This window comes from Enterococcus gilvus ATCC BAA-350, from assembly GCF_000407545.1.
Taxonomy (GTDB): Bacteria; Bacillota; Bacilli; order Lactobacillales; family Enterococcaceae; genus Enterococcus_A; species Enterococcus_A gilvus.
Map to the genome: position 1 here is coordinate 285,283 of NZ_ASWH01000002.1, position 24,952 is coordinate 310,234.

At 45.2% G+C, this 24,952-nt stretch carries 23 protein-coding genes and 1 riboswitch; of the genes, 17 read left to right on the forward strand and 6 right to left on the reverse strand.

Features of this window, described 5'->3' with window-relative positions:
• Positions 1 to 69 precede the first annotated feature (69 nt).
• Entirely contained in the window at positions 70 to 2,115 is a 2,046-nt protein-coding gene (locus I592_RS16380; protein ID WP_010778563.1) for a glycosyltransferase family 2 protein, read from the forward strand.
• A complete protein-coding gene (locus tag I592_RS16385; protein ID WP_010778562.1) occupies positions 2,112 to 3,692 on the forward strand; it encodes a glucosyltransferase domain-containing protein in 1,581 nt (526 codons plus the stop codon). The genes I592_RS16380 and I592_RS16385 overlap by 4 nt, the downstream gene beginning before the upstream one ends.
• Positions 3,693 to 3,777: 85 nt before the next feature.
• On the opposite strand, the gene I592_RS16390 is transcribed toward I592_RS16385, so the two are convergent.
• Positions 3,778 to 3,981, reverse strand: coding sequence for a hypothetical protein (locus tag I592_RS16390; RefSeq protein ID WP_010778561.1), 204 nt, complete (start codon positions 3,979 to 3,981; stop codon positions 3,778 to 3,780).
• Between the two features lie 157 nt (positions 3,982 to 4,138).
• Here I592_RS16390 and I592_RS16395 point away from each other — a divergent pair, with 157 nt between their 5' ends.
• From I592_RS16395 to I592_RS16405, 3 genes are all read left to right on the forward strand, one after another.
• Entirely contained in the window at positions 4,139 to 5,044 is a 906-nt protein-coding gene (locus I592_RS16395; protein WP_010778560.1) for an AraC family transcriptional regulator, read from the forward strand.
• 127 nt (positions 5,045 to 5,171) lie between these two features.
• A complete protein-coding gene (gene deoC, locus I592_RS16400; RefSeq protein WP_044926833.1) occupies positions 5,172 to 5,873 on the forward strand; it encodes a deoxyribose-phosphate aldolase in 702 nt (233 codons plus the stop codon).
• A gap of 1 nt (position 5,874) precedes the next feature.
• Complete coding sequence (locus I592_RS16405; protein WP_010778558.1) at positions 5,875 to 6,444, forward strand: YdeI/OmpD-associated family protein; 570 nt, start codon at positions 5,875 to 5,877, stop codon at positions 6,442 to 6,444.
• Positions 6,445 to 6,471: 27 nt separating this feature from the next.
• Here I592_RS16405 and I592_RS16410 read toward each other — a convergent pair whose 3' ends face one another.
• A complete protein-coding gene (locus I592_RS16410; protein WP_010778557.1) occupies positions 6,472 to 7,569 on the reverse strand; it encodes an NAD(P)/FAD-dependent oxidoreductase in 1,098 nt (365 codons plus the stop codon).
• A gap of 140 nt (positions 7,570 to 7,709) precedes the next feature.
• On the opposite strand from I592_RS16410, the gene I592_RS16415 reads away from it, so the two are divergent.
• The 6 genes from I592_RS16415 (at position 7,710) to I592_RS16440 (ending at position 13,443) form a co-directional block, all read left to right on the forward strand.
• Complete coding sequence (locus tag I592_RS16415; protein ID WP_010778556.1) at positions 7,710 to 8,036, forward strand: PadR family transcriptional regulator; 327 nt, start codon at positions 7,710 to 7,712, stop codon at positions 8,034 to 8,036.
• A 3-nt stretch (positions 8,037 to 8,039) separates the two neighbouring features.
• Positions 8,040 to 8,984, forward strand: a complete 945-nt coding sequence (locus I592_RS16420; RefSeq protein ID WP_010778555.1) for a permease prefix domain 1-containing protein — start codon at positions 8,040 to 8,042, stop codon at positions 8,982 to 8,984.
• Between the two features lie 168 nt (positions 8,985 to 9,152).
• On the forward strand, positions 9,153 to 10,457 hold the full coding sequence (locus I592_RS16425; RefSeq protein ID WP_010778554.1) for a Y-family DNA polymerase: 1,305 nt from the start codon (positions 9,153 to 9,155) through the stop codon (positions 10,455 to 10,457).
• A 2-nt stretch (positions 10,458 to 10,459) separates the two neighbouring features.
• Complete coding sequence (locus tag I592_RS16430; RefSeq protein WP_010778553.1) at positions 10,460 to 10,873, forward strand: hypothetical protein; 414 nt, start codon at positions 10,460 to 10,462, stop codon at positions 10,871 to 10,873.
• 212 nt (positions 10,874 to 11,085) lie between these two features.
• Positions 11,086 to 11,793 (forward strand): putative ABC transporter permease, encoded by a 708-nt coding sequence (locus tag I592_RS16435; protein ID WP_010778552.1) that lies wholly within the window; start codon positions 11,086 to 11,088, stop codon positions 11,791 to 11,793.
• A 195-nt stretch (positions 11,794 to 11,988) separates the two neighbouring features.
• The gene (locus I592_RS16440; protein ID WP_010778551.1) at positions 11,989 to 13,443 is read left to right on the forward strand and encodes a helix-turn-helix domain-containing protein; all 1,455 of its coding nucleotides are present in this window, start codon (positions 11,989 to 11,991) and stop codon (positions 13,441 to 13,443) included.
• Positions 13,444 to 13,511: 68 nt separating this feature from the next.
• On the opposite strand, the gene lepB is transcribed toward I592_RS16440, so the two are convergent.
• The gene (gene lepB, locus I592_RS16445; RefSeq protein ID WP_010778550.1) at positions 13,512 to 14,081 is read right to left on the reverse strand and encodes a signal peptidase I; all 570 of its coding nucleotides are present in this window, start codon (positions 14,079 to 14,081) and stop codon (positions 13,512 to 13,514) included.
• Positions 14,082 to 14,227: 146 nt separating this feature from the next.
• Between lepB and I592_RS16450 the strand changes: the two genes are divergently transcribed.
• Positions 14,228 to 14,863 carry a pentapeptide repeat-containing protein gene (locus I592_RS16450; protein WP_010778549.1) on the forward strand — a complete coding sequence of 212 codons (636 nt, stop codon included), beginning with the start codon at positions 14,228 to 14,230 and terminating at the stop codon, positions 14,861 to 14,863.
• A gap of 143 nt (positions 14,864 to 15,006) precedes the next feature.
• On the opposite strand, the gene I592_RS16455 is transcribed toward I592_RS16450, so the two are convergent.
• Positions 15,007 to 17,292: a MucBP domain-containing protein gene (locus I592_RS16455; protein ID WP_010778548.1), complete on the reverse strand. Its 2,286-nt coding sequence runs from the start codon at positions 17,290 to 17,292 to the stop codon at positions 15,007 to 15,009.
• Between the two features lie 548 nt (positions 17,293 to 17,840).
• A riboswitch (M-box (ykoK) riboswitch) is annotated at positions 17,841 to 18,008 on the forward strand.
• Positions 18,009 to 18,127: 119 nt separating this feature from the next.
• Here I592_RS16455 and I592_RS16460 point away from each other — a divergent pair.
• The 5 genes from I592_RS16460 to I592_RS16480 all read left to right on the forward strand — a co-directional run bounded on the left by I592_RS16460 (position 18,128) and on the right by I592_RS16480 (position 23,347).
• Positions 18,128 to 19,270 (forward strand): FtsW/RodA/SpoVE family cell cycle protein, encoded by a 1,143-nt coding sequence (locus I592_RS16460; RefSeq protein WP_010778547.1) that lies wholly within the window; start codon positions 18,128 to 18,130, stop codon positions 19,268 to 19,270.
• Positions 19,248 to 20,387: an FtsW/RodA/SpoVE family cell cycle protein gene (locus tag I592_RS16465; protein ID WP_010778546.1), complete on the forward strand. Its 1,140-nt coding sequence runs from the start codon at positions 19,248 to 19,250 to the stop codon at positions 20,385 to 20,387. Before I592_RS16460 ends, I592_RS16465 begins: the two co-directional genes overlap by 23 nt.
• Positions 20,388 to 20,430: 43 nt before the next feature.
• Positions 20,431 to 22,035, forward strand: coding sequence for a phosphatase PAP2/LCP family protein (locus tag I592_RS16470; protein WP_010778545.1), 1,605 nt, complete (start codon positions 20,431 to 20,433; stop codon positions 22,033 to 22,035).
• 110 nt (positions 22,036 to 22,145) lie between these two features.
• Entirely contained in the window at positions 22,146 to 22,994 is an 849-nt protein-coding gene (locus tag I592_RS16475; protein ID WP_010778544.1) for a sulfite exporter TauE/SafE family protein, read from the forward strand.
• Positions 22,994 to 23,347, forward strand: coding sequence for a DUF1634 domain-containing protein (locus I592_RS16480; RefSeq protein WP_010778543.1), 354 nt, complete (start codon positions 22,994 to 22,996; stop codon positions 23,345 to 23,347). Before I592_RS16475 ends, I592_RS16480 begins: the two co-directional genes overlap by 1 nt.
• A gap of 49 nt (positions 23,348 to 23,396) precedes the next feature.
• Here the strand turns inward: I592_RS16480 and I592_RS16485 are convergent, their stop codons facing one another.
• Positions 23,397 to 24,383 (reverse strand): polyprenyl synthetase family protein, encoded by a 987-nt coding sequence (locus I592_RS16485; RefSeq protein ID WP_010778542.1) that lies wholly within the window; start codon positions 24,381 to 24,383, stop codon positions 23,397 to 23,399.
• Positions 24,380 to 24,946, reverse strand: a complete 567-nt coding sequence (locus I592_RS16490) for a Gx transporter family protein (protein WP_010778541.1) — start codon at positions 24,944 to 24,946, stop codon at positions 24,380 to 24,382. The genes I592_RS16485 and I592_RS16490 overlap by 4 nt, the downstream gene beginning before the upstream one ends.
• Between the last annotated feature and the right edge of the window lie 6 nt (positions 24,947 to 24,952).

Below are 24,952 nucleotides of genomic sequence, written 5' to 3' on the forward strand. Positions count from 1 at the left end.
ATAATATTATTATATGTTAGTGGGAGAAAATAAAAGAAAGATTATGAAACAAATAAGGGGAATGTTGGGATGGACAAGAAAAAGAGAATTATTGTATTTTTAGCGATCATTAGTCAAATAATTTATTTATTTTTCCGATTTAGGTACACGCTGCCGTTTCGTTGGGGCTTTCTCACCCTATTTTTAGCGTTGCTGCTGTTGCTGTCTGAGTTTTCATCGAATTTACAGGGGATCTATGAATTCATCACGATCGCTGGAAAGAAGGCGTTGAAAGAGGTTCCTCTTGAACCGGAGCAGTATCCCCATGTGGATATTTTGATCACCACGCACAACGAAAGCCGCGAGCTGCTGTATAAAACGATCAATGCCTGCAAAAATTTGAGTTATCCTGATACGAAAAAGGTCCACGTGTACTTATGCGACGATAGCTGCCGCGAGGAGATGAAGAATATCGCGGCGCTGTTTGACATTCACTATATCGGGATGCGAAAAGAAGACAACCCCGATAAAAAGGCGGGGAATGTGAACAATGCGTTGCAGCATTCGTCATCGCCTTTGGTGGCTTGTTTGGATTGCGATATGATCCCTAAAAGCGATTTTTTGCTGAAGGTCGTTCCGTATTTTTATGAAACTGAAAACAATACAGACGAAGAGATCGCGGCGTATTCCAAGGAATTAGCGGAAAACGGGTATCAGTATAAGATCGGCTATGTTCAAACGCCGCAGGATTTCTATACGTTGGATCTTTTTCAATACAATTTGTTCGCGGACAACATTTTACCGAATGAGCAGGATTATTTTTTCAAGCACGTCAACGGTGCTCGTGTCCCGTTTAACTCGGCGATTTATTGCGGCTCAAATGCGATCTTCTCAAGAGACGCGCTGGAATCCACAGGCGGCTTGTCGACAGACAGCATCACAGAGGACTTTTCTTCCAGTATCAAAATGCAAAAAGCCGGCTATCTGGGACGTGTGCTGTCAGAAAGTTATGTGTACGGCTTGTGTCCCTTTACGATCGAGGACTTGAAGGACCAACGGGTTCGCTGGAGCAGAGGCTTCGTGCAGGGAATCCGAAGCAATCGCCTGCTTTTCAGTAAATTGTCGCTTCTCTCAAAGTTTAGCTACCTTATTCTATACAATTATTGGCTGCTGCCTTATCGTAAACTGGCTTTTTTGTTTATTCCCATCATCAGTGTGCTGTTCAACTTTAGGATCGTGGACACAGATATTCTGCTCTTGCTGCTAGTTTGGCTGCCGGCCTACATGATCTACAATTGGGCCCTGTCTTGTGTTTCGGAAAAATCCTTGAATCGAACCTACAGCAACCTTGTCGATACGATTTTGACACCCTATATCGCGTGGCCTTTATTTAAAGAATTAGTGGGCATCAGGGAAGAGCATTTTGTCGTGACCCCGAAAGATTTTTGGCGGATCAATGAAGCGCCGCCCAAGCGCTACGTGGTGTTCAACGTGGTGGGCTTGCTATTGACCGTCGTCTCGATCGTGGCAAGTATCCTCAATATCTATGCGATCCCGACGGCGTCACAAGTATTTATTTTGTTCTGGCTATGCCAAAACGCCGTGAGCTTTTTCTATGGGATCAGCTTCAACCGGCCGCGAAAGGGGATCGACAATGAATTTATCCGTTGGAATCTGGTGTTGCAGGGCATACTCACCTTTGGTCCTGAAGGGGAGGGGGCGATCGAGGTTGAGACGGTGTATTTAAATGAAGAACGCATCCACTTGAAGGCGGCTGAGGGCGTCGACTCGTTTCTCGATCATCATGGAAAACTCCAACTCTCAGACGAACGGTATACGACCGAGTTGACGGTTCAGGTTCGGTCGTGTGGGGAGGACGGGATCGAGCTTTTCATTGAAGAACCGATCGATGAGGTGAATCCCGCCTACAATCAGTATTTGCACCTTCTGCATGATCGACCGACCACCTACACGACGACGATCGTCAATCAAAACTTTTGGATCGATAATTTTGATAAAAATTTCATCAACGCTTTTAAAGTCGGCGAATGGCGGGGCTGGAAAGAGAAGAAAAAAGAGCTGTCTGGGTTTCCGTTGCAACGAGACACCGAAAAGAAAGGAGCTGAATCGAAGTGACGAAGGGAGTGCCGACTTTTAAACGCAAGGATTTTCTAGTACTGGGGATCAGCTATCTTGCAGGCCTTATCGTTCATTACACCGTTTATACTCATCAGTTGATGACCCCTGATGGGACGATGGCGGGTTTTTATCGGATGAGCGGGGAATGGGAGCTTCGTTTAGGCCGCTGGGGCTTGGTAGTTGCGGATGCGCTGCAAGGCGGGCTGAATAACGCCGCATTTTCTGCGATGCTGATTCTGCTGTTTATCAGCTTGAGTGGTGTTCTTTTGATGAAGCTGTTCGCCATAAATCAGCCTTTGTTAGGTGTCTTGCTTTGCTTGACGCTGACGTGTTCTCCCATGACGGCGATGATTTTGATGTACCCGTATTGTGCCGTTCCTTATAGTCTGTCGATTCTCTTCGCTATTTTAGCAGCGGTCCTCGCCTTTTTGTCTGCGCCAAAAAATCTGTGGGCGATTGGTGCAGGGCTGCTGCTGCTGACAGTGTCGATCAGTTTCTATCAAAGCAATCTCGGGGCATTTTTAATCGCAGGCGGCGGCTATGTGGTGCTGTATCTGCTTGATCCGACCCACACTTTTACAGACGTACTAGCGGGTGTCAAAAAATTCGTTGGGATCAGTGCCGCGGGAGTGGTGGTATACGCGATCATCCTGAAGCTTTCTTTACTCAGCGCTGAGTTGACGATGGCGGCGTATAAGAATGCGGATCAGCTCTCACCAATCACCAGTCTGAGAGCCATGAACAGCACGATCTTGGCGACCTATCGCACGTGCTATCAATTCTTTTTTGGCGATGAAATTGTGAGAAATGCCTTTGGAGAGCGCTATTTCTATTTCGGCTTAGGGCTGTTTTCTCTCCTGATTTTTGCCTTTCTCGCCATCCAAATAAAACGCTCGCCGGCGATTTTCTTTCTGGCGACGGGTCTTTTAGCTATTTTTCCAATTTTCGCAAATGTGATCCAGCTGGCGATTCCGGGGACCTTTGTTTATTTATTGATGGCTTCGGGGATGACAGTAATCGTTCCATTTCTGATCGGGCTGTTCTGTTTATGGCACCGCTCAGTTGGTTTTTCAGGTAAGAAGAAGCGAAGGCTGACCGCTCTATTTGTCAGTATACTCGTGGGATTGGTGTGGACGTACAGTTTGACGAATCAAAACGATGCATTGGTGATGTTGAGCGATCAGCGGCAAAGCACGCAATTAGCTAATCGCATTTGGGCCCAATTGGAGCAACGTGCTGATTATCGAAAGGACGAGACCACTCTTTTGATCGCGGGGACGCCACATAAGGGGAATTACCCGACGCCGTACCCTGAGCTCATGAAAAAAGCGAACGAGGGGGCGAAATTCGGCACTGTCTGGGAAACTTACGAGGGCAATATCGAGGCGTGGTACAATTTCTTTCAGCTGCATTTAGGGGTAACCTATAAACGCTGTTCTGTCGAAAAGTTTGAAAAAATCGCGAAGACAAAAGCCTACCAGGAGATGCCCTTGTATCCAGAAAAAGAGTCGATCCAGAAGATCGAGGGCGTATGCGTCGTGAAATTATCGAATATCTCAGAGGAGGATCAGTAGCAGAAACCGCCAGCAGTTCTCACTGTTGGCGGTTTTTTTGTGGGATATAGTATTATTAAATTTAGAGAATTCAAAACGAGACGGATCATTTTTTTCGGAGAATCCCCCATAATTCTTTTAAGGCCCAAAAGATGAAGACCGGGACGATCACTGTGAGCAGCAGGGTGAAAATACTGCGATAGGAGAATGCATAGTCGATGTATGGATTGATTTTTTGCAACAGCAGCGTGCTAGGGACGATCAGACAAATCAGCAATGTTTGGATGAGCTGTTTCAAACTCTTTTTCACAAGACCATTCCTTTCCATACGCAAGAGAATGCTTTATTTTTAGGGTAGCATGAAGGGCAGGAGTATTGGGAGAATCCCCAATAGTTTCGGTTTTCGGTAAAAAAAAGGGCACTTGTTCGTGTATAATTTAAAGAAACGATTCGTTGGGAGGAAAAAGATGGAGCAAACCATTTTTTTGAAAAAGGAGCAGCATCAAGTAACCACTGATCTTCATTTTGACTTTTGCGGGATCTCCAAAACGCTGCCTTTCCATTCGTTTGGTCCAGCGATCCGCCAAAATTATATTTTGCATGTCGTGATGGAGGGCAGGGGGACCTATCAGGTCAAGAATCAGCAGTATCACTTAAAAAAAGGCGATTTGTTTTTGATTCGTCCGGGGGATTCTACGTTTTATTTGGCTGACGGAGAGGAGCCGTGGATGTATGGCTGGCTTTCCTTTAGCGGTGAGGCGGCGGAGACGATCTTGCAGCACACCCATTTTCGAGACGCCCACTATACGATGGTCTCCTCCAATATCCAGAATTACATCGATACGATCTTGGCCTGTCTTTCTTTTTCAGAGGAGACGATGGAAAATGAGCTGCGTTTGAACGCGTTGACCCATCAGTTTTTAGCGGATCTGATCGCGGATGGTGGGAAGAGCCATTTAGGCGAGACCAAAAAATATTCTCCGTTGGCTGTTGAGACGGTCGCCTACATCGAAGCGCATTATTCAGAGCAGTTGACCGTAGAAGCGATCGCGCGTCAGCTATCCGTGAACCGCAGTCATTTGTCGCGGGTCTTTCGCAATCACATGGACAGCAGCATCAAAGACTACATTCTAGGTGTCCGAATCAATCGCGCCGCCTTTTTACTTTCAATGACCGAAGAGACCGTGGAAACGATCGCGGGGCAGGTTGGGTTCAACAGTCTTGTGGTATTTAGCCGGATGTTCAAAAAGATGACTGGAGAGACGGCGACCGCCTATCGCAAGCGTATGAAAAGAGAAGAAAGCCAGACGATTTCTTTGGATGGGTGGAAGCAGCAATTGGAAAAACAAGACGTCGTTCGCCGCGCGACATAACGAAGATAGCGTTTACAACGAGCGTCGGTTACCCTATACTTGAATAATAAGGAATAGGGTTATTTTCTTTGCCCTAAATCGACTTGTTCTGTTAGAAAATAATCTAAAAAACAGGAGGGTACCAATGATGAAAAAAGCGAGTGAGCTGTCCGTGAAAGAATTAGGCGCCTACATTGATCAATCCGTGTTGAAGCCGGATTTTACAGAAGCAGAGATTCGTCAATACATTCAAGAAGGGATCGACTATCATTGCGCTACGGTGTGTGTGAATCCATCTTCGCTGGACATCGCCGCCGAGATGACGGCTGGAACGGACACGAAGATCTGTGTGGTCTGCGATTTTCCCTTTGGAACCAGCACGACGGCCTCCAAAGTGCTGCAGGCAGAGACGTATTGCCAGCGTGAAGACATTTACGAGCTGGACATCGTGGCGAATTTCGGTTGGCTTCGCAGTGGGAAATACGAAGAAGTCACTAGAGAGCTGCGGGTGATTACGGAAGCGTGCCATGCCCACGGCACCGCAGTGAAAGTCATTCTTGAGACAGACACCTTGAATGAGGAACAGATACGGCAGGGGTGTGAGTGTGCGATCGCGGCAGAAGCAGACTTTGTCAAAACCAGTACGGGCTTTATCACTGGCTATGAAGGCAAAGGAGCCACAAATGAGGTGATCCGGCTGATGATGGATCAATGCGACGGTCGAATCAAGATCAAAGGCAGCGGCGGTATCCGAACAAGAGAGCATTTCTTGGAATTGATCGACATGGGGATCGATCGGATGGGCATCGGCTTTAAATCAACGCCAGTCGTTCTAGGAATAGAGAAGTAATATGGAAGAAAAAAAGAAGGTGTTCTTTGAGACGGCAGCCGATTTTCGGGAATGGCTTGCCGAAAATGCCGAGATCAGCGGCGGCGTTTGGCTGACATTCGGCAAAACAAAAAACGTCAAAACGCTGAAGGCGGGCGAAGCGTTGGAAGAAGCGTTGAGCTTCGGCTGGATCGACGGGGTCATGAAAAAAGTCGATGAGCACGCGTACTTAAAATACTTTGCGCCACGGCGTAAAAACAGTAAATGGTCGGAGAAAAACAAAAAAATCGTCGCAAAGCTGGAAGCACAGGGGCGAATGACGCCCCTCGGTCAGGAGAAGGTGGCAGAGGCGAAAGCAAACGGGCAATGGGAAAATGCGACGAAGCCTTCAGCGATCACAGATGAACAAATCGCCGAAGTCGCTGCCTTATTGAAGGCCGTACCACTAGCGCTGGAAAATTTCCATAACATGTCGCCTTCCGTAAAAAAAACCTATACCCGTGCGTATTTTGATGCCAAAACAGACGCAGGCAGAGGGAAACGATTGGCTTGGATGACGGAACGTTTAGAGAAAAACTTAAAACCGATGTAAAAAAAGCGCTGGGATCTTTTTTCGATCTCAGCGCTTTTCTGTGTGGATATAGTTCGTTATGGTTTTTTGGTAGTCGTCCCAGTTGGCTTCGCCCGTATTCATATACTGTGCCAACAAATACCCGATATACGGCCCCGTCGTCAATCCCGAAGAACCTAGCCCGCTGGCGACCAGCAGCCCGTCCGTCAAGGAACCGAAGAAGGGGGCGAAATCAGAAGTATAAGCGCGAGTCCCTACACGAAAATGAGCAGGGGCGGCGAGGATTTTTTCCGGTTCCGCCAAAAAGGGCATTGCGCCTTCTGTGAGCTGCTTGAATGCCTGATCCGTCGCCTTCAGATCCCAGCCCGCGTCGTTTTCATGGGTCGCCCCTAACAAGATTTTCCCATCTAAAAAGGGGATCAAATCGGCTTCGCCATCCAGCATCGCGACAGGGAAGTCGCCGCTGTTTTTTAGCGTTGTCTGGAACACAAGCAGTTGCCCCTTTTGCGGACGCAGGTCTGCTTGATAGCCGAGAGGTGCCAGCAGCTCTTTGAGATGAGGACCGACTGTCAAAATAATTTGGTCGAAAGTGTCCTTTTTCTCTGCGTAGGTGATCGTTTTTTCATCCAACAGCTTCACACGCTGAGAAACGAAGGCGACGCCCGAATGCTCGGCCTTTTTTCGCATATGAATCAAATAGGCTTTGCCATCTAAGCGACCGCCGCCGCTGATCTTTAACGCAGGCGCCGGCTTCAGCAAGGGCAGTGCGTCGTGAGTCTGTTCCCTTGAAAGTCGCTCGATCGTGCCGATCTCCGGTGCGTCTTTTTTTCGTTCTTCCGCCAAGGTAAAAAGCGTGTCTAATTGTTTTTCAGGCCGCAGCAGCAGTGTTCCTGAACGCTGATAGATCGTGTGATCCAAGTGAAAATCTTGGACCAATTTTGGGAAAAAGGCCGCGCCGTCTTTTGCCAATCGGTACCATTGCTTGTTGCGTCGTTTCGACAACCAAGGCGAGATGATCCCCGCACTGGCACTGGTTGCTTGTCCTGTCGGCTCATCAAACAAGGTCACGTGGTATTTTTTTGGATCTATATAATTCGCCAGCGTCATGCCGATGATGCCGCCGCCGATAATCGCGATTTCTTTCATGTCTTCACTTCTTTCCGTTATTGATTTTGACATACCCAGACAAAATTTTCAATCAATGACCCATATTTTACTTTACCTGTCGTAGTAATTGTCGTACAATGATTACAACGACAGATGAAGTAATTTCAGGAGGTGGCAAAATGATTTCGAGCGATGGGATTCGCGGGTACAATGATGTCATCATTTTGTCCGTATTGAAGGAAGGCGATTCTTATGGATACGCTGTTTCCCAAAAAATTCGCGATGTGAGTGAGGAAGTCTATGTGATCAAAGAGACGACCTTATACTCCGCCTTCAACCGATTGGAGAAAAATGGGTATATCCATTCGTATCCAGGAGAAGTTACCCATGGAAAAAAGCGCACGTACTACCACATCACCGATATAGGCCTGACTTTTTTAGAAGAAAAGCGAAATGAATGGAAGCAAACTAAAAAAGTTGTGAACCGATTTATGAAAGAAGGGTAAAAAATGGATACGATAAAAAATTATGTGGAGACATTGTTTCTCGAATTTCCAAATACGAAGGAAGTCCAACGGGCAAAGCAAGAGATTCTCACGATCATGGAAGATCATTATTTAGCGCTGATCGATGAAGGAAAAAGTGAACACGAAGCGATCGGTCAAGTCATCAGTGAATTCGGCTCTGTCGATGAGCTGCGGGAGGAGCTGGAGTTTGCGACTCGGGAGAAAGAACCCGACAACGGTATCGAAGAAGAGGAAATGTACCAGTATTTAGAGCATCGCAAGAGAGACGCCAAAGGTCTGAGCATCGGGATCAGCGGATGTCTGCTCGCGGTGGGCGCTCTTTTGGGATTCAGTATAGCCGGTGCGGAGATGGTGGGGATGCTGCTGTTCTTTATCCTCCTCGCCATCAGTGTCGGTATCATTATCTACAATGGGATGCAATTTTCTAAAAACAGTAAAGGATTGAATGACCGCTACATTCCTGTCGAGTGCAACAAAGAAGCGCAAAAGTTAAAACAAGGCTATCAAAAAAGTTTCCAAGTCAGCTTGGTTTTCGGTGTCTGTCTTTGCGTATTGAGCGTGGCGCCTTTGTTCTTTTTCCAAATCTTTACTTATGCGGAGAACGGGCTGCCCTTCATGTTCTTCTTCTTAGCATTGGGAGTATTCTTGATCGTTTACGGAAGCATCAACTACGCCAGCTTTGATAAATTCATCAAAGAAAAATATTTTATCGCAGACGAAGATGAATTAGGTCCTAACGCGATGCAGGAAAAATACGGGGAATCTGCCCGCGCAAAGTATGTTTTTCAAAAAGTGTATTGGCCGCTAGTGGTGATCATTTATTTTGCTTGGTCCTTCATGCTGGGGGGCTGGGGAATCAGTTGGGTGGTCTTTGTCGTAGCAGGTATTTTTTATAGCGTATTAGAAACAGTTTTTGTGAAGCGGTAAGCAGTAAAAACAAGACGAACGTTCGAAGCAGGAAAAGGCTTCGGACGTTTTTTTGTGGTTTGGTTGAATAGAGGAAAAGCAACGAAAAAAAGTTCTATCCAAATGATTGACAAAATTCCAGAATAAACTTAAACTGAAATCGAACATATGTTTGCATTGGAGGTGGATATGTTGAGTAACATTTACGAAGGAGAGCCGGTCAGAGATGTTTTTTGCATGGACTCGAAAAGTTTTTATGCCAGTGTGGAGTGTATCGAGCATGGATTGAAGCCATTGGAAGATATGCTCGTCGTGATGAGCGGCGATCGAGAGAATGCGGGTCTTGTGTTAGCGGCGAGCCCGATGGCGAAAAAGAAATTAGGCATCAGCAATGTCAGTCGTGGATTTGAGATTCCCAATCACCCGGACCTGCATGTCGTCCCGCCGCGGATGACGTTGTACATTCAATACCATATGCGTATCCAGGAGATTTTTCGGCAGTACATGGCAGAGGAAGACATTCATACATATAGCATTGATGAACAATTTGGCGATTTGACTCATAGCTGGAAATTATTCGGCAAAAGTTCGGAGGAAGTCGGCAGGATGATCCAACAGGAGATCATTGATAAGATCGGCATCTATACCTCGTTAGGGATGGGAGACAATCCCTTATTGGCAAAGATCGCGATGGACAATGAAGCAAAAAACAGAGACGATCACTTCGCTCATTGGCGGTATCAAGATGTACCGGAAAAGATTTGGCCGCTTCGTCTGAGTGACTTTTGCGGCATCGGTCGGCGGATGGAACGGCGCTATCAACTGATGGGGTTTTATACGATGGGGGACCTTGCCCACACGGATCCGTTTATTTTAAAAAATCATTTTGGTGTGATGGGTATGCAGCATTACATGCATGCATGGGGCATTGATCGTTCGGTCCTTTCACAAAAAGACCTGTACCCTGAGAAGGAAAAATCCATTGGGAATTCCCAAGTGCTGCCTAAGAATTATGCCCATAAAGGGGACATTCTTACGGTATTGGCGGAAATCTGTGAACAGGTCGCACAGCGACTGCGAAAAAAAGAGGTATTGGGCGGCACGCTCCATTTAGGGATTGCTTATGCCTACTTTGGCAGTGGGAAACGAGGCGGGTTCCATCATCAAGTAAAAATCCCTCCTACTAACCAGTCAAAGGAGCTGACGCAAGTCGCGCGGACACTGTTTGAAAAATATTGGGACCGTTCAGAGGTTCGGAACATCTCTATTACAGTCTCATCTTTACGACCGGCTGGGAGTTTGCAGCTGAATCTGTTTGAAGAGCCGCTGCAGACGATCAAAGAGGAGAAGATCGATGATGTCATAGCCCAGATCCGCAACCGTTACAAATTCACGTCGATCGTACGCGCCCACTCATTGAATGAAGGGGCGACCGCGATTCGGCGCGCCGGATTGGTGGGCGGCCATGCTGGCGGAATGGAAGGAATGGATTAACCATGATCTATGATGAAGACAGTGCGAAGCAGCTTTTTATGGAAGCCAAGCGGGTCTATGAAGACCGAGGGATGATGAAATGGATCGGGTTTTACCTTTCCGACCATACTGCGGTACTAAATAAGGAATCCGCGGCACGCAGTCGGATCAACAGTGAAAAAGAACAAATGACGGTGGAGGAAATTGGTGCGACCTTGCAGCAAGGCTTTCTCCAAAACAAACGCTTGGCGATCCAGCTAGAGGCGCTCGACAGCGAAGGAAATTACTTAGATGATCTCGTAGGAAAGCTCGTCGGTCAAAAAGACGAGCAAATCTACCTCGACGAAGAGGAACGAGGCGTTTTACATATGACCATTGAACAGATCCATCATGTAGAACTATTAAAACCTAAGAAAATTTTGACAAATGATCACTAACCTAAAACCCTTCATCGCATCGCTGATGAAGGGTTTTTTATTTTTAAAAATGAGTTAAAGGCGCTGTCTGCAAATGTCGAGACAGTGGAGGGGGATGTGGATCAAAAAGTCTAAAGTTCACACGCAATCCTCCATAAGAGGCAAATCTTTTTATAGTTCCAACTTTTTTGCTATAGTTATTTTAAGATAGAAGAAGAGGGGGAAAGAATCGAATGGATCACTTATTTATGACTTTTTTAGTTTACTCAGTGATTGGCTGGCTCTGGGAAAGTTTCTATTGTTCATTGAAAGCGAGGCACTATGTGTATCGAGGCTTTTTACTGGGGCCCTATTGTCCAGTCTATGGCTTCGGCGTCGCTTCCGTACTGATTTTAGTTCCTGAAAACGCGGGGACCCTGTTGAACTTATACTTTAATATTGTTGTGATCGTCACGATTATCGAGTTCATCACGAGCTGGATGTTAGAAAAGTTCTTTGGAATGAAGCTTTGGGATTACACAAAAGTGCCCCTGAATATTGAAGGGCGGGTCGCTGTACCGGTTTCTTTATTTTGGGGTGTCGGCTGTCTGATTCTGATGAAGGTAATCAATCCCGTTATTCAGGATGGAATTCAGGAATTTATTGATGCGACCAACCATTTAGGTCCTGTCATTTTAGCGGCTCTCTTTGCGGCAGATGTTGCTTCGACACTGATCTTCACCCTAACGACAAAAAAGGAAGTATCGTCTGTTATTGATACCTCTGATCCAGAAAATGCCGCGGTGAAGGAATTCCGCTTGAAGCATCTGATAAGCAACCATCACTCCTCTACCAGCAGGGAACAGGTATTGAAAATGATCAAGGAGCGTCCGAAGAATTTAACACGCCGCAACTTGAATCGATTGGCTAAAAACTATCCAAATATGCACTTTAAAAAATAGTCGATCGTTCACCCGGCCATTTCTGAATAAAACAAAAGAGGTATAAAAAATAAAGACAGGAAGCATTTTTCTTGTCTTTTTTTTATAAAATAAATAAAAAAATATAGACGAATTGGAAAAAATTAATTAAAGTGAGTGGATACTGATTGAAAAGAAGCACTCAGCGATCCGAGTGAATGAAAGAAGGTCCTTTAGTTGTTCGGTTTAGACAATAGAACCATGCTGGCGAGAGATATCATCAATCTTTTGGATAACTCAGATGAAGCACTCTCTGCGGAAAAAATCCAAAAAAAGCTTGGCAGAAGTAATGTGATCACGATCAACGATGTGTGTAAGCATTTAATGTACATTGCCAGCAATGACTCTGGAAATGACGATTATTTTGTTAGGATCGAGACGCCTGAAAGAGGCTCTTACCAGTTGGAACGACAAAGCACGAATTTACAAAGCTTGTACAAGGCGATTTTTGAGACGGATCTGTCGTATCTGATTTTAATGACTGTTATTCAGGATCGGGAGTTTTCCACCCACGATTTCTGTGAAGAGCATCATGTCAGCTTTTCTACAGTGCAGAGAAAAATAAAAGCCATCAATAAAGAAATCAATCCTTTCCAAGTACATATTACGTGCTCCCATAGAATAAAATTTAATTCTGATGAGCTGTTGATTCGTTCCTTTTCTCATCTTTTTTTCTGGAGCCTGCATCGAGAAATAAGCAATAATTTGTTCTTTTTAGACTATGATCATTACATAAAAGGAGCTGAAAGGGTCGTCGCTTATTTAGAAAAGCCCTATGATCCTCTCAATGTTCGCTCAATTGCCTTATGGATGAAATTATTTTCTATTGGGATAGCGAAGAAGCAGCAGCTCTGTATGTCTCCTGAAAAAGAAGCGTTGATGCAAAGTTTTTCTATTCCAGAGAAGCCTGATTTTTTACCTTTTTGGAATGAGAACGATTGGTATGCGTTAGTGGGGATTATGAACGTGACAGGGATCTATCCCTTTGACCTGGTATTTGATGAAGAGAAATTAGGTTATTTTATTAAAGCGGAAGATTTGAGTCCAGAGACATTCCTTGAATGTTCAGAAACCTATTTTGGTCCTGCGGAAGCAGCATCTGTTGCGACCATCACACGGTTGGTCCATCGTTATCAGTTGCTAAAGGTATTTATCGAACCGAATACGAAAAGCGAATTGCGTTCGATCACCAAACATATTTTGAGTTTTACGATGATCAAAAAGGTTAATCCGTTATATTGGAAAAACTTTGTCGCCTTTTGGAAAGAGCTTAAAGAAACGCTGCCTATTTCTGAACAATCTTCGTATCTGAGGTATAGCTGTTTGATGATTTGTCTCGAAGCATTCCCGATTGATAGCTGCAGACCACTCATAAAGGTTCATCTTTCCTCTGATTTTGATGTGCTTTATGAAGGGATGCTGAAGCAGTTGATTCGTTCACGATTCAATCAGACGTATCAAATTCAATTTATCGAAGAACTTCAAGCCGCTGATATGATCCTTACGACGACACCGTTAAATAAGCAGGTGTTGTCGGAAAAGCAAAAGCACCTCATCACCCACTCCCAACTGTCTGAAAAGGATTTAAAAAAATTGAGTCATCTGTTCAACGAGTTGATTTTGTACCGTTAGCAGGCGACGCGCGTATAAAAAAACAAGATCACCGTATGAGCGTACGACGATCTTGTTTTTTTATGTGATTAAAATAGTTTGAATTCGTCTAACGGCCAAAAGCGTAAGACGACTTTTCCTTGAATCAAGGATTTGTCCACGAAGCCGAAGATCCGACTGTCTTTAGAAATCAAGCGATTATCCCCTAAAACAAAATATTGATTGTTGGGGACCGTCACATCAAAATCGTTGGTAAAGCTGGTGGCATTTGCGGCTTGTTCTTGGAAGGCTGTGCTGTAGGAGTATTCTTCAGCGAGCTTGTCCTTTTTGAATTTTTCTTTAAAGTCATCCAGATAAGGCTCAGGCACTTCTTCGCCATTGATCGTCAGGACGTTATTTTTCATCGAAACACGGTCACCAGGCACACCGATGATTCGTTTGACCACATAGATATTCTGATTGTCCGGTTCTTTTGTGGTAATAATATCTTGACGTTTCAGCGTGGATATTTTAGATGTGATCAAGCGCTGACTGTCGTGAAGCGTTGGGTCCATCGAATGTCCTTCCACTTTTACTGGAGAAAAGACAAACATTCTGGCTAGAAAAATCAGCACAATGATAATGACTACAGGGAGCCATTCTTTTATTTTATTGTTCATACGGTCACCTCATTGCTAAATTTTATCATTCTTCTAAATAAAAAGCTCTTTTAACACTCATTCTTAAAGAATATACAAATGGGACTAGAGAAAAGCGGAGGAATGTGGGAAACTAAAAGCATTATGAAGGAACGGAGGGGGAGCGTATGCGTAAACATGATCCGGCAGCCCCGATTTTACCTGCGACATTTTCAACAGATTTTTATTTAGAAGATGAGGCCATCATCGAAGCGGTCCATGGCAGCGAGGTGGATTATAGTTATTTAACGTGTGAGAACCTTGTTATTCGACGGTCGATTTTAGAAAAGGTTACGATGCAGCGCGGGAAACTGACCCGTTTCGAGGCGGGAAATGTTCTGTTTAAAAATTGCGATTTTTCAAATCTGGAATGGATCGGCGGCAGCTTTCATCAAGTGGTTTTTGAAAACTGCAAACTGACCGGCTGCAACTTTGCAGAAAGCTATTTGCGCGATTGTCGTTTCAAAGATTGTGTGATCAATTTTGGTTCATTTAGCGGGACAAATCTTAAACATGTCGCTTTTGAAAATTGTCAGATGACCGACAGCGAATTTTTTGAAGTCACGTGGAAGCACTTATTTTTGGATACTAATAATCTGGACAACAGCAACTGGATGCGGACGAAATTGTCTGATTTGGATCTGACCTCCAACCAATTCAGCAAGATCGCTTTTTCAATGGAACAACTGAAGGGGCTGAAGGTCAACAGCTACCAAGCATTGACCATCGCCGCAGGTCTAGGCCTGCAGATCCAAGAGGGGTAAGGAGAAAAGGACGCTTTCGTGAGAGCGATTCGTAGTTTGAGAAATCGTTCGCCTTCACAGAGCCCCATTTTCTATAGAACGTCCTTCTATTGAAGGAAAAATAATAAAAGCATCCTAACCAAATCGGCTAGGATGCTTTTGTTTTAGTTGACTTTTTTTCGACTAACGATGAGTAGTCCTGTAGCAAAGCTGAGAATGGCAAGCCCAGCTAAAAGATAAGCAGGGGTTATTTTTTCGTTTGTTTGCGGCAGTTTTTTATCGGTTTGTTTTGCCGTGCCCCGATTGCTTGGAGGCGTGCTGGATGTTCCTGCCGGAGTCCCATTTCCGCCACTCGTACTGCTGCTGGAATCAGAAATCTTGCCACTTGACTGACTGCTAGAGCTAGTTTCAGTTGTCGTGCTAGTGTCCGTCGTGGTGCTAGGCGGAGTCGTCTCTGAAGACGAGTCGCTTGTAGTGGTTGTCGGTGTCGTCACGGGCTGATACACATAGGTAACAGTCTGCGCTTTGTCACTGAAGAGTCCTTTAGCGTTTTTCGGTAACTGCTTGTTATCCAATGTATAGTTTGGAATTGCAGGTTGGTACTTTTTGTCAGAAACATCGAAGGCTTCACCGATCGTTCCATGAAGTTCCTTCTTCTTATGGATCTCTTTTCCATCAGGATCGACATAGCGGATCGTGACAGGTTGAGCTTCTTTGCTGCGGTCAACGACTGTCACAGTTGCCGTTGCAGTAGCATAATCGCCGGTCCACATCCGATTGGGTACACGGTCATAGGTATATTTGACTTCGTACTGACCGACTTTGGAAGGATCGACATTGTCCTCGAAAGTCACGTCCTCAAAAGTGATAGGATTTCCCCACGTATCAGTCCCGCCATCAAAGTTGTCCTTCGCTGTCCATGGATCACCAACGTAGATTTTAGAATCATGGGTTTTCAGGACCGCCTTATTTTGTTGATAAATATAGGTGACTGTCTGAGCTTCCGCGGTCAATGTGCCGACGACGTTCGCTGGCAGCTGATCTTGATCTAAAAGATAGCCGGGAATCTCTGGTTGGTACGTTTCCGTCGTAACATCGTAGGGATCACCCACATTGCCTTCGACTGTTTGAGAAGGAGCGATCTCGTCGCCGTCTTCATCCACATAGTTGACCGTCAATCCAGGAGAAACAGCAGTATGCTGAATCGTGAATTGGTGCAAATAGGTGCCTGATGAAATCGCGTAGAAGGTAAAGCGCTCCGGCTGTTTATAGCTTCCGACCGGATTGTTCAACCGCGCGTTGTATTCAAAGGTCTGCAAGTTATCGAATTCGTCCTGTGTTACCCCAGATACGGTTATCCCTTCATCTGTTATTGCCAAACGGCTGCTCGCCAGTTGCGTCCCATTGAAATCAAGATAGGTTTGACTCGCGCTGTTTGATGTACTGAACGGAGGAACATAGCCATCAAAGTTGGTCATTCGGTTCGGCATCATTGAAAAAGGAATGTAGACCGTTTGCTTTTCAGCATCGTAATTTAATTCCTTGGCATTGATCGCTGTAGCCGGATCGTTACGTCCTGTATTCTGCCCGAACGCGGCCAGTTGAGTCAGTGCAGGCATTTGATTGATGGGCGTGAAGTCCGTGATACCGCAAAATTGTACTCGAAGCTCATTTAATTGAGGCAAGGCAGTTGCTGGTTTGATCGTCGTGATGTTCATATTAGACTCAAAGGTCAAAGATAACAGACCTGTCATTTTTGTTATTTTATCGTAGACATTGTCCGTTACACTGCTTCCTGAAAGGTTCAAACGGGTAATCCCTGTTCCAAAATTCGGTACGTTCTGATCGTTGACATTGGCACCCATTAAATATACTTGGCTTAATTTTGGTAGTGCAGCAAGCAATGAAAAATCACTGATCTGACTGTTTGCGTTCATATAAAAAGAGTCCAGATTTGTTGCTAATTCCAGCCCTCTAAGAGTTGCGATCGCGCTATCCGCGTTTTGAATATACAGCGTTGTCAGCTTCGGCATGTCTTCTTTGGTCAACGTATCGACCGTTTTTCCGACTGCTTTTGCGACGATTTGCTGCAACACTGGGTCCGGCATCCATGTAGTCAAATCGGCTGACCGGGTCTCAGGAGTGCTTGAGGTAGTGCTTGTAGTCGAAGTCGACTGAGAATCACTCGTGGTGCTGGCTGGTGCATCCGTTGTGCTGGAAGAAGCCGTTGTTGGTACGGATGCTTGAGTGGTTGCAGTCGTGCTGCTCACTGGCGGCGTTGAAGGCAGTGCCTGTGACGCTTGCGTCGAAGAGACAGGCTCACTAGCAGGGGTGGGGATAGAGTCGCTGCTTGTTGCGGCTGTTGCTTCGGCATTGCTTTGTATAGGGAAACTTAGCGCTGGTCCCGCGACCAACATACTCGCCATTAAAACATATAGATTCTTTTTCAAAAATAAAACTCCTTTATATATGATGTTTAGGTGATCGTTTTCGTGAGTGATCCGCTCTGTATTAAAAAATCGATGAAAGCACGGGTATCTGAATCGTTCAGGGAGAAATATCCGGTGCTTTTTTCGACTGAATAGGCATTTGATCCTTGTTGAAGCTGCATCTTGAAGTAACGACGTTCGTGCCATTCGTAGAAAAGTCTATGTATGTTGAATAAGGGATAAAAAAGTAGTTCAGGATAAAGGTAATAGTGTAACGTCATAAATAAATATAGATTTCACAAATGTAACTCTTTTTTAATTAATTTATAACGTGTTAATAATAACTATTTAATTACAAAGAAAACGTTCAACTTTTGTCTTTCTCTTTGTTATTTTTGACCATTTCGTGATTAAAACAGGGTATTTCCCTAATACCAGAAAATGGAACGGTTGCCTAGTAAATTTTTTTTAAAAGATTTTATAAGCAAATGATAAGAAAATGATATTTTCTAAGGAAACTTTTGCTATCGAAAGATAAAGGACGTAGTATTCATTGTGAAAGTGAATATAAGTAAACTTGTTAGGTGAGGCTCCTAAACAAACACAGGCTATTGCGCAGAAACGTCGAAAGACGCCAATGTGTAAAATAGGAATTGTCGGATTAAGGCTTTTCATAAAATAGCTAAGAGTAATTCTTTACGTTGTTTAGTGCTAAAACTCAGACGATGAGATTGATTGTGTGAGACACCAAACTAGTTAGTTTTTTTCTACTAACGTTTGGTGTCTCTTTTTTTAGGTTATTTAACTGTGGGCTCTCTCGTCTCAAACAATTACTTGACGAAGGGGAGAGATGCACATGATGAAGAGAAAAAAGATCGATTGGCTGTTATTATTACCCTATTTGGGAGTAAGCCTGATCGGTCTTTTAATGGTTTTTAGCGCAAGTTCCTACCGGCTGATGGCGGAAGGTCAGAATCCACTGTCCTTATTTAGCAAGCAAGCCATTTTTATGGGATTGAGCTGGTTGCTGATCGCCTTCATTTATCGGGTAAAAAGCAATGTATTAGTAAAGGGGACGTTGGCTAAGGGATTGCTGGCAGCAGGGCTTGTCAGTTTGATACTGGTGAAAATCAGCGGAGTGAACATCAACGGTGCCCAACGCTGGGTCTCCGTGATGGGGATTCAGTTTCAGCCTTCAGAGGTAACGAATGTCGCGCTGATTCTTTACTTGGCCTATTATTTCCGAGTAAAACGGACCCAACGGGAGCTGCTGGTTCCTTGCGGGCTGGTACTGCTCAGCGGGTTGTTGATCCTGCTTCAGCCGAAGGTTACCGGAGCGATCATTATCTGGGGTGTTGCATTGGTGATCATCACCACTGCGGAGCTGCCGTATCAATTGTCCGTCATGGTGTTCGCAACGATTTTCGCCGGGATCGTGTTGATCGGCGGCATCATTCTCTTCCTAGGGAGTCACCATTTATTGCCGGAATTGTTCGCCCACACCTATGACCGTATCCGATTGGTGAGAGACCCCTTTTTAGACCCTTACGGAAAAGGATTTCAGATGAGCAACTCCTATTATGCCCTCTACAACGGTGGACTTTTCGGACGAGGGCTGGGAAATAGTATCACGAAAAAAGGCTATCTGCCCGTTGCAGAGACAGATTTCGTGTATTCGATCTTAGTAGAAGAATTGGGAATGATCGTCGGCCTTCTCGTACTCGCGCTGCTCTTTTTGATCGCTTTGAGGTTGTTCGTATTGGCATCAAAAGAGGTCAGCCAGCAAGTCAGTCTGATCTACTTCGGGGTCGGCGCGTTGATTTTGCTGCAAACCAGTATCAACATCGCCAGTATCTTAGGGCTGATCCCTATGACGGGTGTCCCGCTGCCGTTTATCAGCTACGGGGGAACAAGTTATTTGATTTTATCGGCGGCCTTGGGGGTCTGTCTAAAATTTTCTTCGGAGGTTCGAGTCAATGATCAAACGATTAAGCAATGACTGTAATTATTCGCTGCTATTGCCGATTTTCTTGTTCTATTTGATCAGTGTCGGTGTGCAATCGCTGGCGGCTGATCTAGATGGCGCAGATGTGAAAAATGTTGTGACCAAGCAGATTGTTTTTTGCCTGATCTCGCTCGCAGCGATGGGAATAGTCAGTAAAATAAGCACCTCCTTTCTATTGAAGTATGCACCTGTTTTTTATGTCCTTTCCCTTGGCGTAATGGCGCTGCTGTATTGGTTTTATGATCCGGCGATGTACGCTGTGACGGGAACCAAACGCTGGCTGCGATTCGGCGGCTTTTCATTTCAGCCCTCGGAGCTGATGAAGCTGAGTTTTATTTTGCTGATGGTTCGTTTGACGATCGTGGATGAGATGAATCGCAAGCATCGGACATTAAAAACAGATCTGAGGTATCTCGGAAAAGTTCTGCTATTCAGCTTGCCCACATTCTTACTGATGTTTATGCAGCGAGATTTTGGAACGAGTCTGGTGTTTATCGCCATTCTGGGTGCGCTGTTTGTGATTTCTGGTGTTCATTGGAAGATACTGACGACGATTACTGGAATCGGTGCGGCGCTAGGCGGCGGCTTGCTGGTGTTGGTATTTAGCGAGTGGGGAAACAAGCTGCTTTATTTTATGCATTTTAAAACCTATCAATTGGATCGTGTGCGTGCCTGGGTCGATCCTTTTCAATACCGTGACTCGATCGCGTATCAGCAGGTCCAGAGTCTGTATGCGATCGGCTCCGGCGGCTTGTTCGGACGCGGCGCTGAGCAAGCGTCGGTTTACGTTCCCGTGCGCGAATCGGACATGATCTTCACGGTTGTTGGTGAAGGTTTTGGCTTCTTCGGCGGAACGCTGGTCATCTTTTTGTATTTCTATTTGTTTTACCAGATCCTTTCCGCCGCGATCAAAACAAACAACAAGGCCAATCTTTACATTGCCGTCGCATTTGTCTTCGGTTTGCTGTTTCAAATTTTTGAAAATATCGGTGCGGCGATCGGCATTTTGCCGTTAACAGGAATCCCGTTGCCGATCTTGAGTCAGGGAGGAACATCCTTGATCGTATTAGGCCTAGGCCTAGGAATCATGATGGGCTTCAAAGAAAAATAAGTATTCGATCAAGCGAGGGTCGAACATAGAATCGAGGAAAACTATGCGAAAAAAAATGTTACTATTTAGCGGAGCTGCGCTCGCCTTCGTTAGCCTGCTGACTTTGTCAGTCGCAAGCGGCGCACAGTGGTTGAAACAAGCAGATCACTTTTTTATGGATCATCGAGTACCAAATATTTCTTTTTTAACAGCAGGTGTCGGAGGGCTCTCTAAGCTTGCGACGATTGGGCCGATGCTACTGCTGATTGCCGGATTTGCGTTTCTTTTTTGGCGAAAAAACGAGAGAAAGCTGGCGATCTGGTCTCTTGCCAATCTGATTTTCGTTAGTGGTGTAGGTTACGTGCTAAAGCATCTGATCCAGCGTTCACGACCAGAACAGCTTCAATACATCTCACGCTCTTCCTACAGCTTTCCAAGTGGTCACTCGTTATTGATCATGACGTTTATCAGTACCATCGCGCTATTGTATTTATTTGACGAAAAGAAGCTGCCGCGATTCATTAAATTAGGGTTTATTTTCTTAGGGATCACGATCGCAGGCGGACGGATCTATCTGGGCGTTCATTATTTCAGTGACGTACTTGCTGGACTTCTACTGGGAGCGGGTCTTACTTTTGGAACGGCGGGTGTCCTTTACCCTTATCTACAAAGTAAACCTGAGATTACTGCCGATGTTCGTCGGACACGCAGCGGACGTGCTAGAAGAGGAACCTGGCAAAAAGTCGTCTTGAGCGGTGTCGCGCTTTTGGTTCTTCTTGTTTCAGGAGTCAGTGTTTTTGCGATGAAGATGTATCACAGTTCGCAAAAAATGGCGGACTCCATGTATTCACCAACTGCGCGTACAGGCAAGGTGAAAACACCCGAAGCTTCGGAGCCGATGAGTATTTTGATTCTAGGAATCGCCAACGACTCAAAAAGAAAAACCGACTTTCGAGCGAACACGATCATGGTCGCTACGTTAAACAATCAAACAAAAGAAACCACGCTGGTGAGTATTCCTCGGGATGCCTACGTAGAGATCGTGGGTGCCGATTATGAAGATAAGATCAATCATGCGCATTCTATCGGCGGACCAGAAATGATCATGGACACGGTGGAGAAATTTTTAGATATCCCGATCCATCACTATGTGTCGGTAGATATGGATGGCATGCAGACGCTGGTCGATGCAGTTGGCGGCGTGGATGTAAACAACAAATTTGCCTTTTCCGCAGAGGGCATCGATTATCCAAAGGGAAAACAGCATTTGAATGGCTGGGAAGCCCTGCAATATTCACGGATGCGGTATGAAGACCCCACCGGAGACTATGGTCGTCAGGGAAGACAGCGGGAGGTCATCGAGTTGCTGATCCAAAAAATGCTCTCCACGAAAAGCCTCTTCAACTATCAAAAAATCTTTGATGGGATCGGGGAAAACGGAAAAACAGATTTGACCTTCAACCAAATGCAAAAGATCCTTACGAATTATCATTCCTGCTTAACCAAAATTGACAGTCAGCAGGTTCAAGGGGAAGGGTTCACAGGGGATGGATTTACAGGAGAAGAGGGCATCTCGTATCAAAGTATTCCGCAAGAAGAAGTGGATCGCGTGAAAAAAATTCTGCACACGCAATTAGATTTGTCCCCTTCGACAAACGGGACAAACTAAAAAATGATTGGTTTTGCTAAAGTAATTTATTTGATTGTCTGATGTATCCGCTACACGTTCTGCCGCAAAAGAAATGTTGCGCTATAATAGCAGCAGAAAGGCGGGAAGTTATGCTTAGTCAGATTGGAATTTTACTTGTAGTCGGTTTACTGGCCGGCGTATTGGGCTCGATCTTAGGGATCGGCGGCGGCATTATTTTGACACCGTATTTGACGTTGATCATGGGATTGGACATCAAATATGCGATCGCGACCAGCATCGTCTGTGTGATCGCCACCAGTTCAGGTGCAACGATCGCTTATTTGAAGGACGACATGCTGAATTTGCGAGTGGCCATGTTTTTGGAGATCGCGACAACCATCGGAGCGATCGTTGGGGCGCTGCTTTCAGGCGTTGCGCCGACAGGCTTTCTATTTGTTTTGTTTGGCAGCTTTTTGTTATTTTCGGTCCTCAATATGATCCAAAAGATTCGCAGTAAATCTGGAGAAGAGGCTGTTCAAGTCGCCAATGATCCTTTAGCTGAAAAATTAAAATTGAACGGGTCTTATTACGATAAAGTCTTAAATAAAAAAATTGATTATCAAGTAGAAAAGGTACCGGGGGGCTTCGCCATGATGCTGGGGGCAGGACTTGCTTCGGGATTATTGGGGATCGGCAGCGGGGTCTTCAAAGTGACAGCAATGGATACCATCATGAAAATGCCGATGAAACCCTCAAGCGCCACGAGTAACTTAATGATGGGCGTCACAGCAGCGGCTTCTGCGATGGTCTACTTTTTTAATGGGACGATCTTGCCGGAGATCGCGGCACCGGTAGCGTTAGGGGTGTTAGCTGGAGCGACGATCGGTTCCCGCATCATGACACGCTTGAAGCCGATCGTGATTCGTATGATCTTTATTCCAATACTACTCTTTATGGGACTTCAAATGGTTCTTCGTGGATTTGGGGTGATCATGTAATGGACAATAAAGAAGAAATGCTGAAAATCGAGCGTTCCATCGGGTACATTTTACGGATCGGTGTCATTGTTTCAGCGGCGATCATTCTAGTTGGATTGGCATTATTGTTTTTAAACCCAACAGCCGCCCACCAAACACCGACTACATTAGAAACGATTTTCAAAGGAATGGCCCAGTTCAACGGGGAAGCCTTTGTGATGTTCGGACTCTTTTGTCTGATCTTGACGCCTGTCTTGCGAGTGGTAGTTTCGATTTTTGCCTTTGCAAAAGAGAAAGACTATTTGTATGTGGCGATCACGATCCTCGTCTTGATTATTTTGATCATCGGTATGAGCTTCGGCTTAGTCGAATAATGAAAAAAGCCTTCAAAAGTTAGACAGACAATCTAACTTTTGGAGGCTTTTAATTAGTACGCAATAAAATTTGACGTGTCAAACGCTCTAAGGTTTCCTTCGTATTGAAATAATTATCCGGTAATTTGCGAATGTCCTTTAAGGCTTGATCCGTATAATCAGATGCCAATTGCTGCGCATAGGTCGTGCCGCCTAATTGATGAACCAGACGTTGGACAGCCAAAGCATCCTCAGCCGTCAGTTGATTTTTCTTTTCCAACAGGTGTTGCAATTCTTCGTTGTCCTGATTTATGGCATAAATCAAAGGCAGGGAATAGACGCCTTGACGGACATCCTCCAAAACGGGCTTGCCTAATGTATCGCTAGCCGCATCGTAATCGAGGAGATCGTCCATGATTTGAAAAGCGATGCCGATGTTTTGTCCGATCATTCCAGCTTTTTTGGCGAAGCGTTCACTATTCCCGCTCTCAAAAGCACCGACAGAACAGCTCAAAGCAAAGAGCTCAGCGGTTTTACCAGAAATATTTTCTAAGTATTCTTCTACTGTTTGATCTAATTTGTAACGATCATCCATTTGTCCCAATTCGCCATCGAGGATTTTTTCCATACTGCGGGAATTTAGCTGCAAGCTTCTCAGTGACGTTGAATAATCCGATAATAATTTGAAACAGCAAATAAATAGATAATCGCCAGCGTATACGGCCGTGTCATTTCCAAAGGTCGAACGAATCGTCGGCAATCCACGGCGTAATTCAGAATCATCGACGATATCGTCATGGATCAATGTCGCTGTGTGCAGCATTTCGATCGACGCGGCGAGGGCCGTGGCTTTTTTTTCGTCCTGTTCAGGACCGAATTGAGCGAATAGAAGCTGATATGCCGGGCGCAGAAGCTTGCCGCCAGCATGGATCATATCTAGTACAGCAGATTCCACTTTTTTATTTTTTAATTTCACGACGTCTTCCATTAAGTGCAGTGTCGTCGTCAATTGCTTCGCAAGATCAGGATAATCTTGCCACATAGGATGAAGTTTCATTTTGGCTGGCCTCCTGAGCCTTTATTCGATTTCTTGGTCTGCTCATAATCTAATTGGAATTTTTGCAGCGCTCGTACATGCTTCAGTAGGTAGTTCCCAGCGATCCCGATAACGATCCCAGCAAGGATACCCATGAAGGACATGACAGGCAAGTACAGCATGACCGTCCAGGATTGAGCGATCCAGCTAGCAACTAAAAGCTGACCCACGTTATGAAGAAACCCGCCGGCAGCACTGATACCAATGATGCTGACACGCTTAGGGCCGAGACTTTTGACGAGAAGCATGCCGAAATAACTCAACAAAGAGCCGCTCATACTATATAAAAACGTTGACACGGTTCCGCCTAAGAGGGTCGTTAAGATCAGACGCATCCAAATCAGGCGAAAGCTGTCGCGTTTTGGCATCGTAAAAATAGCAACGATTGTTATTAAATTGGCAAGTCCCAACTTTGCTCCTGGCGCAAATGCGAAAGGGGACGGGAACATATTCTCGATCAAGCCCAAAATAACACCTTGGGCGACGAGTAGGGCTATATAGATCAACTTTTGTGTTTTATTCATAATGAA

Coding starts and splice junctions, on each gene's coding strand:
- I592_RS16380 (WP_010778563.1), top strand. CDS start 70: ATGGACAAGAAAAAGAGAATTATTGTATTTTTAGCGATCATTAGTCAA.
- I592_RS16395 (WP_010778560.1), top strand. CDS start 4,139: ATGGAGCAAACCATTTTTTTGAAAAAGGAGCAGCATCAAGTAACCACT.
- deoC (WP_044926833.1), top strand. CDS start 5,172: ATGAAAAAAGCGAGTGAGCTGTCCGTGAAAGAATTAGGCGCCTACATT.
- I592_RS16405 (WP_010778558.1), top strand. CDS start 5,875: ATGGAAGAAAAAAAGAAGGTGTTCTTTGAGACGGCAGCCGATTTTCGG.
- I592_RS16410 (WP_010778557.1), bottom strand. CDS start 7,569: ATGAAAGAAATCGCGATTATCGGCGGCGGCATCATCGGCATGACGCTG.
- I592_RS16415 (WP_010778556.1), top strand. CDS start 7,710: ATGATTTCGAGCGATGGGATTCGCGGGTACAATGATGTCATCATTTTG.
- I592_RS16420 (WP_010778555.1), top strand. CDS start 8,040: ATGGATACGATAAAAAATTATGTGGAGACATTGTTTCTCGAATTTCCA.
- I592_RS16425 (WP_010778554.1), top strand. CDS start 9,153: ATGTTGAGTAACATTTACGAAGGAGAGCCGGTCAGAGATGTTTTTTGC.
- I592_RS16430 (WP_010778553.1), top strand. CDS start 10,460: ATGATCTATGATGAAGACAGTGCGAAGCAGCTTTTTATGGAAGCCAAG.
- I592_RS16435 (WP_010778552.1), top strand. CDS start 11,086: ATGGATCACTTATTTATGACTTTTTTAGTTTACTCAGTGATTGGCTGG.
- lepB (WP_010778550.1), bottom strand. CDS start 14,081: ATGAACAATAAAATAAAAGAATGGCTCCCTGTAGTCATTATCATTGTG.
- I592_RS16450 (WP_010778549.1), top strand. CDS start 14,228: ATGCGTAAACATGATCCGGCAGCCCCGATTTTACCTGCGACATTTTCA.
- I592_RS16460 (WP_010778547.1), top strand. CDS start 18,128: ATGATGAAGAGAAAAAAGATCGATTGGCTGTTATTATTACCCTATTTG.
- I592_RS16465 (WP_010778546.1), top strand. CDS start 19,248: ATGATCAAACGATTAAGCAATGACTGTAATTATTCGCTGCTATTGCCG.
- I592_RS16470 (WP_010778545.1), top strand. CDS start 20,431: ATGCGAAAAAAAATGTTACTATTTAGCGGAGCTGCGCTCGCCTTCGTT.
- I592_RS16475 (WP_010778544.1), top strand. CDS start 22,146: ATGCTTAGTCAGATTGGAATTTTACTTGTAGTCGGTTTACTGGCCGGC.
- I592_RS16480 (WP_010778543.1), top strand. CDS start 22,994: ATGGACAATAAAGAAGAAATGCTGAAAATCGAGCGTTCCATCGGGTAC.
- I592_RS16485 (WP_010778542.1), bottom strand. CDS start 24,383: ATGAAACTTCATCCTATGTGGCAAGATTATCCTGATCTTGCGAAGCAA.
- I592_RS16490 (WP_010778541.1), bottom strand. CDS start 24,946: ATGAATAAAACACAAAAGTTGATCTATATAGCCCTACTCGTCGCCCAA.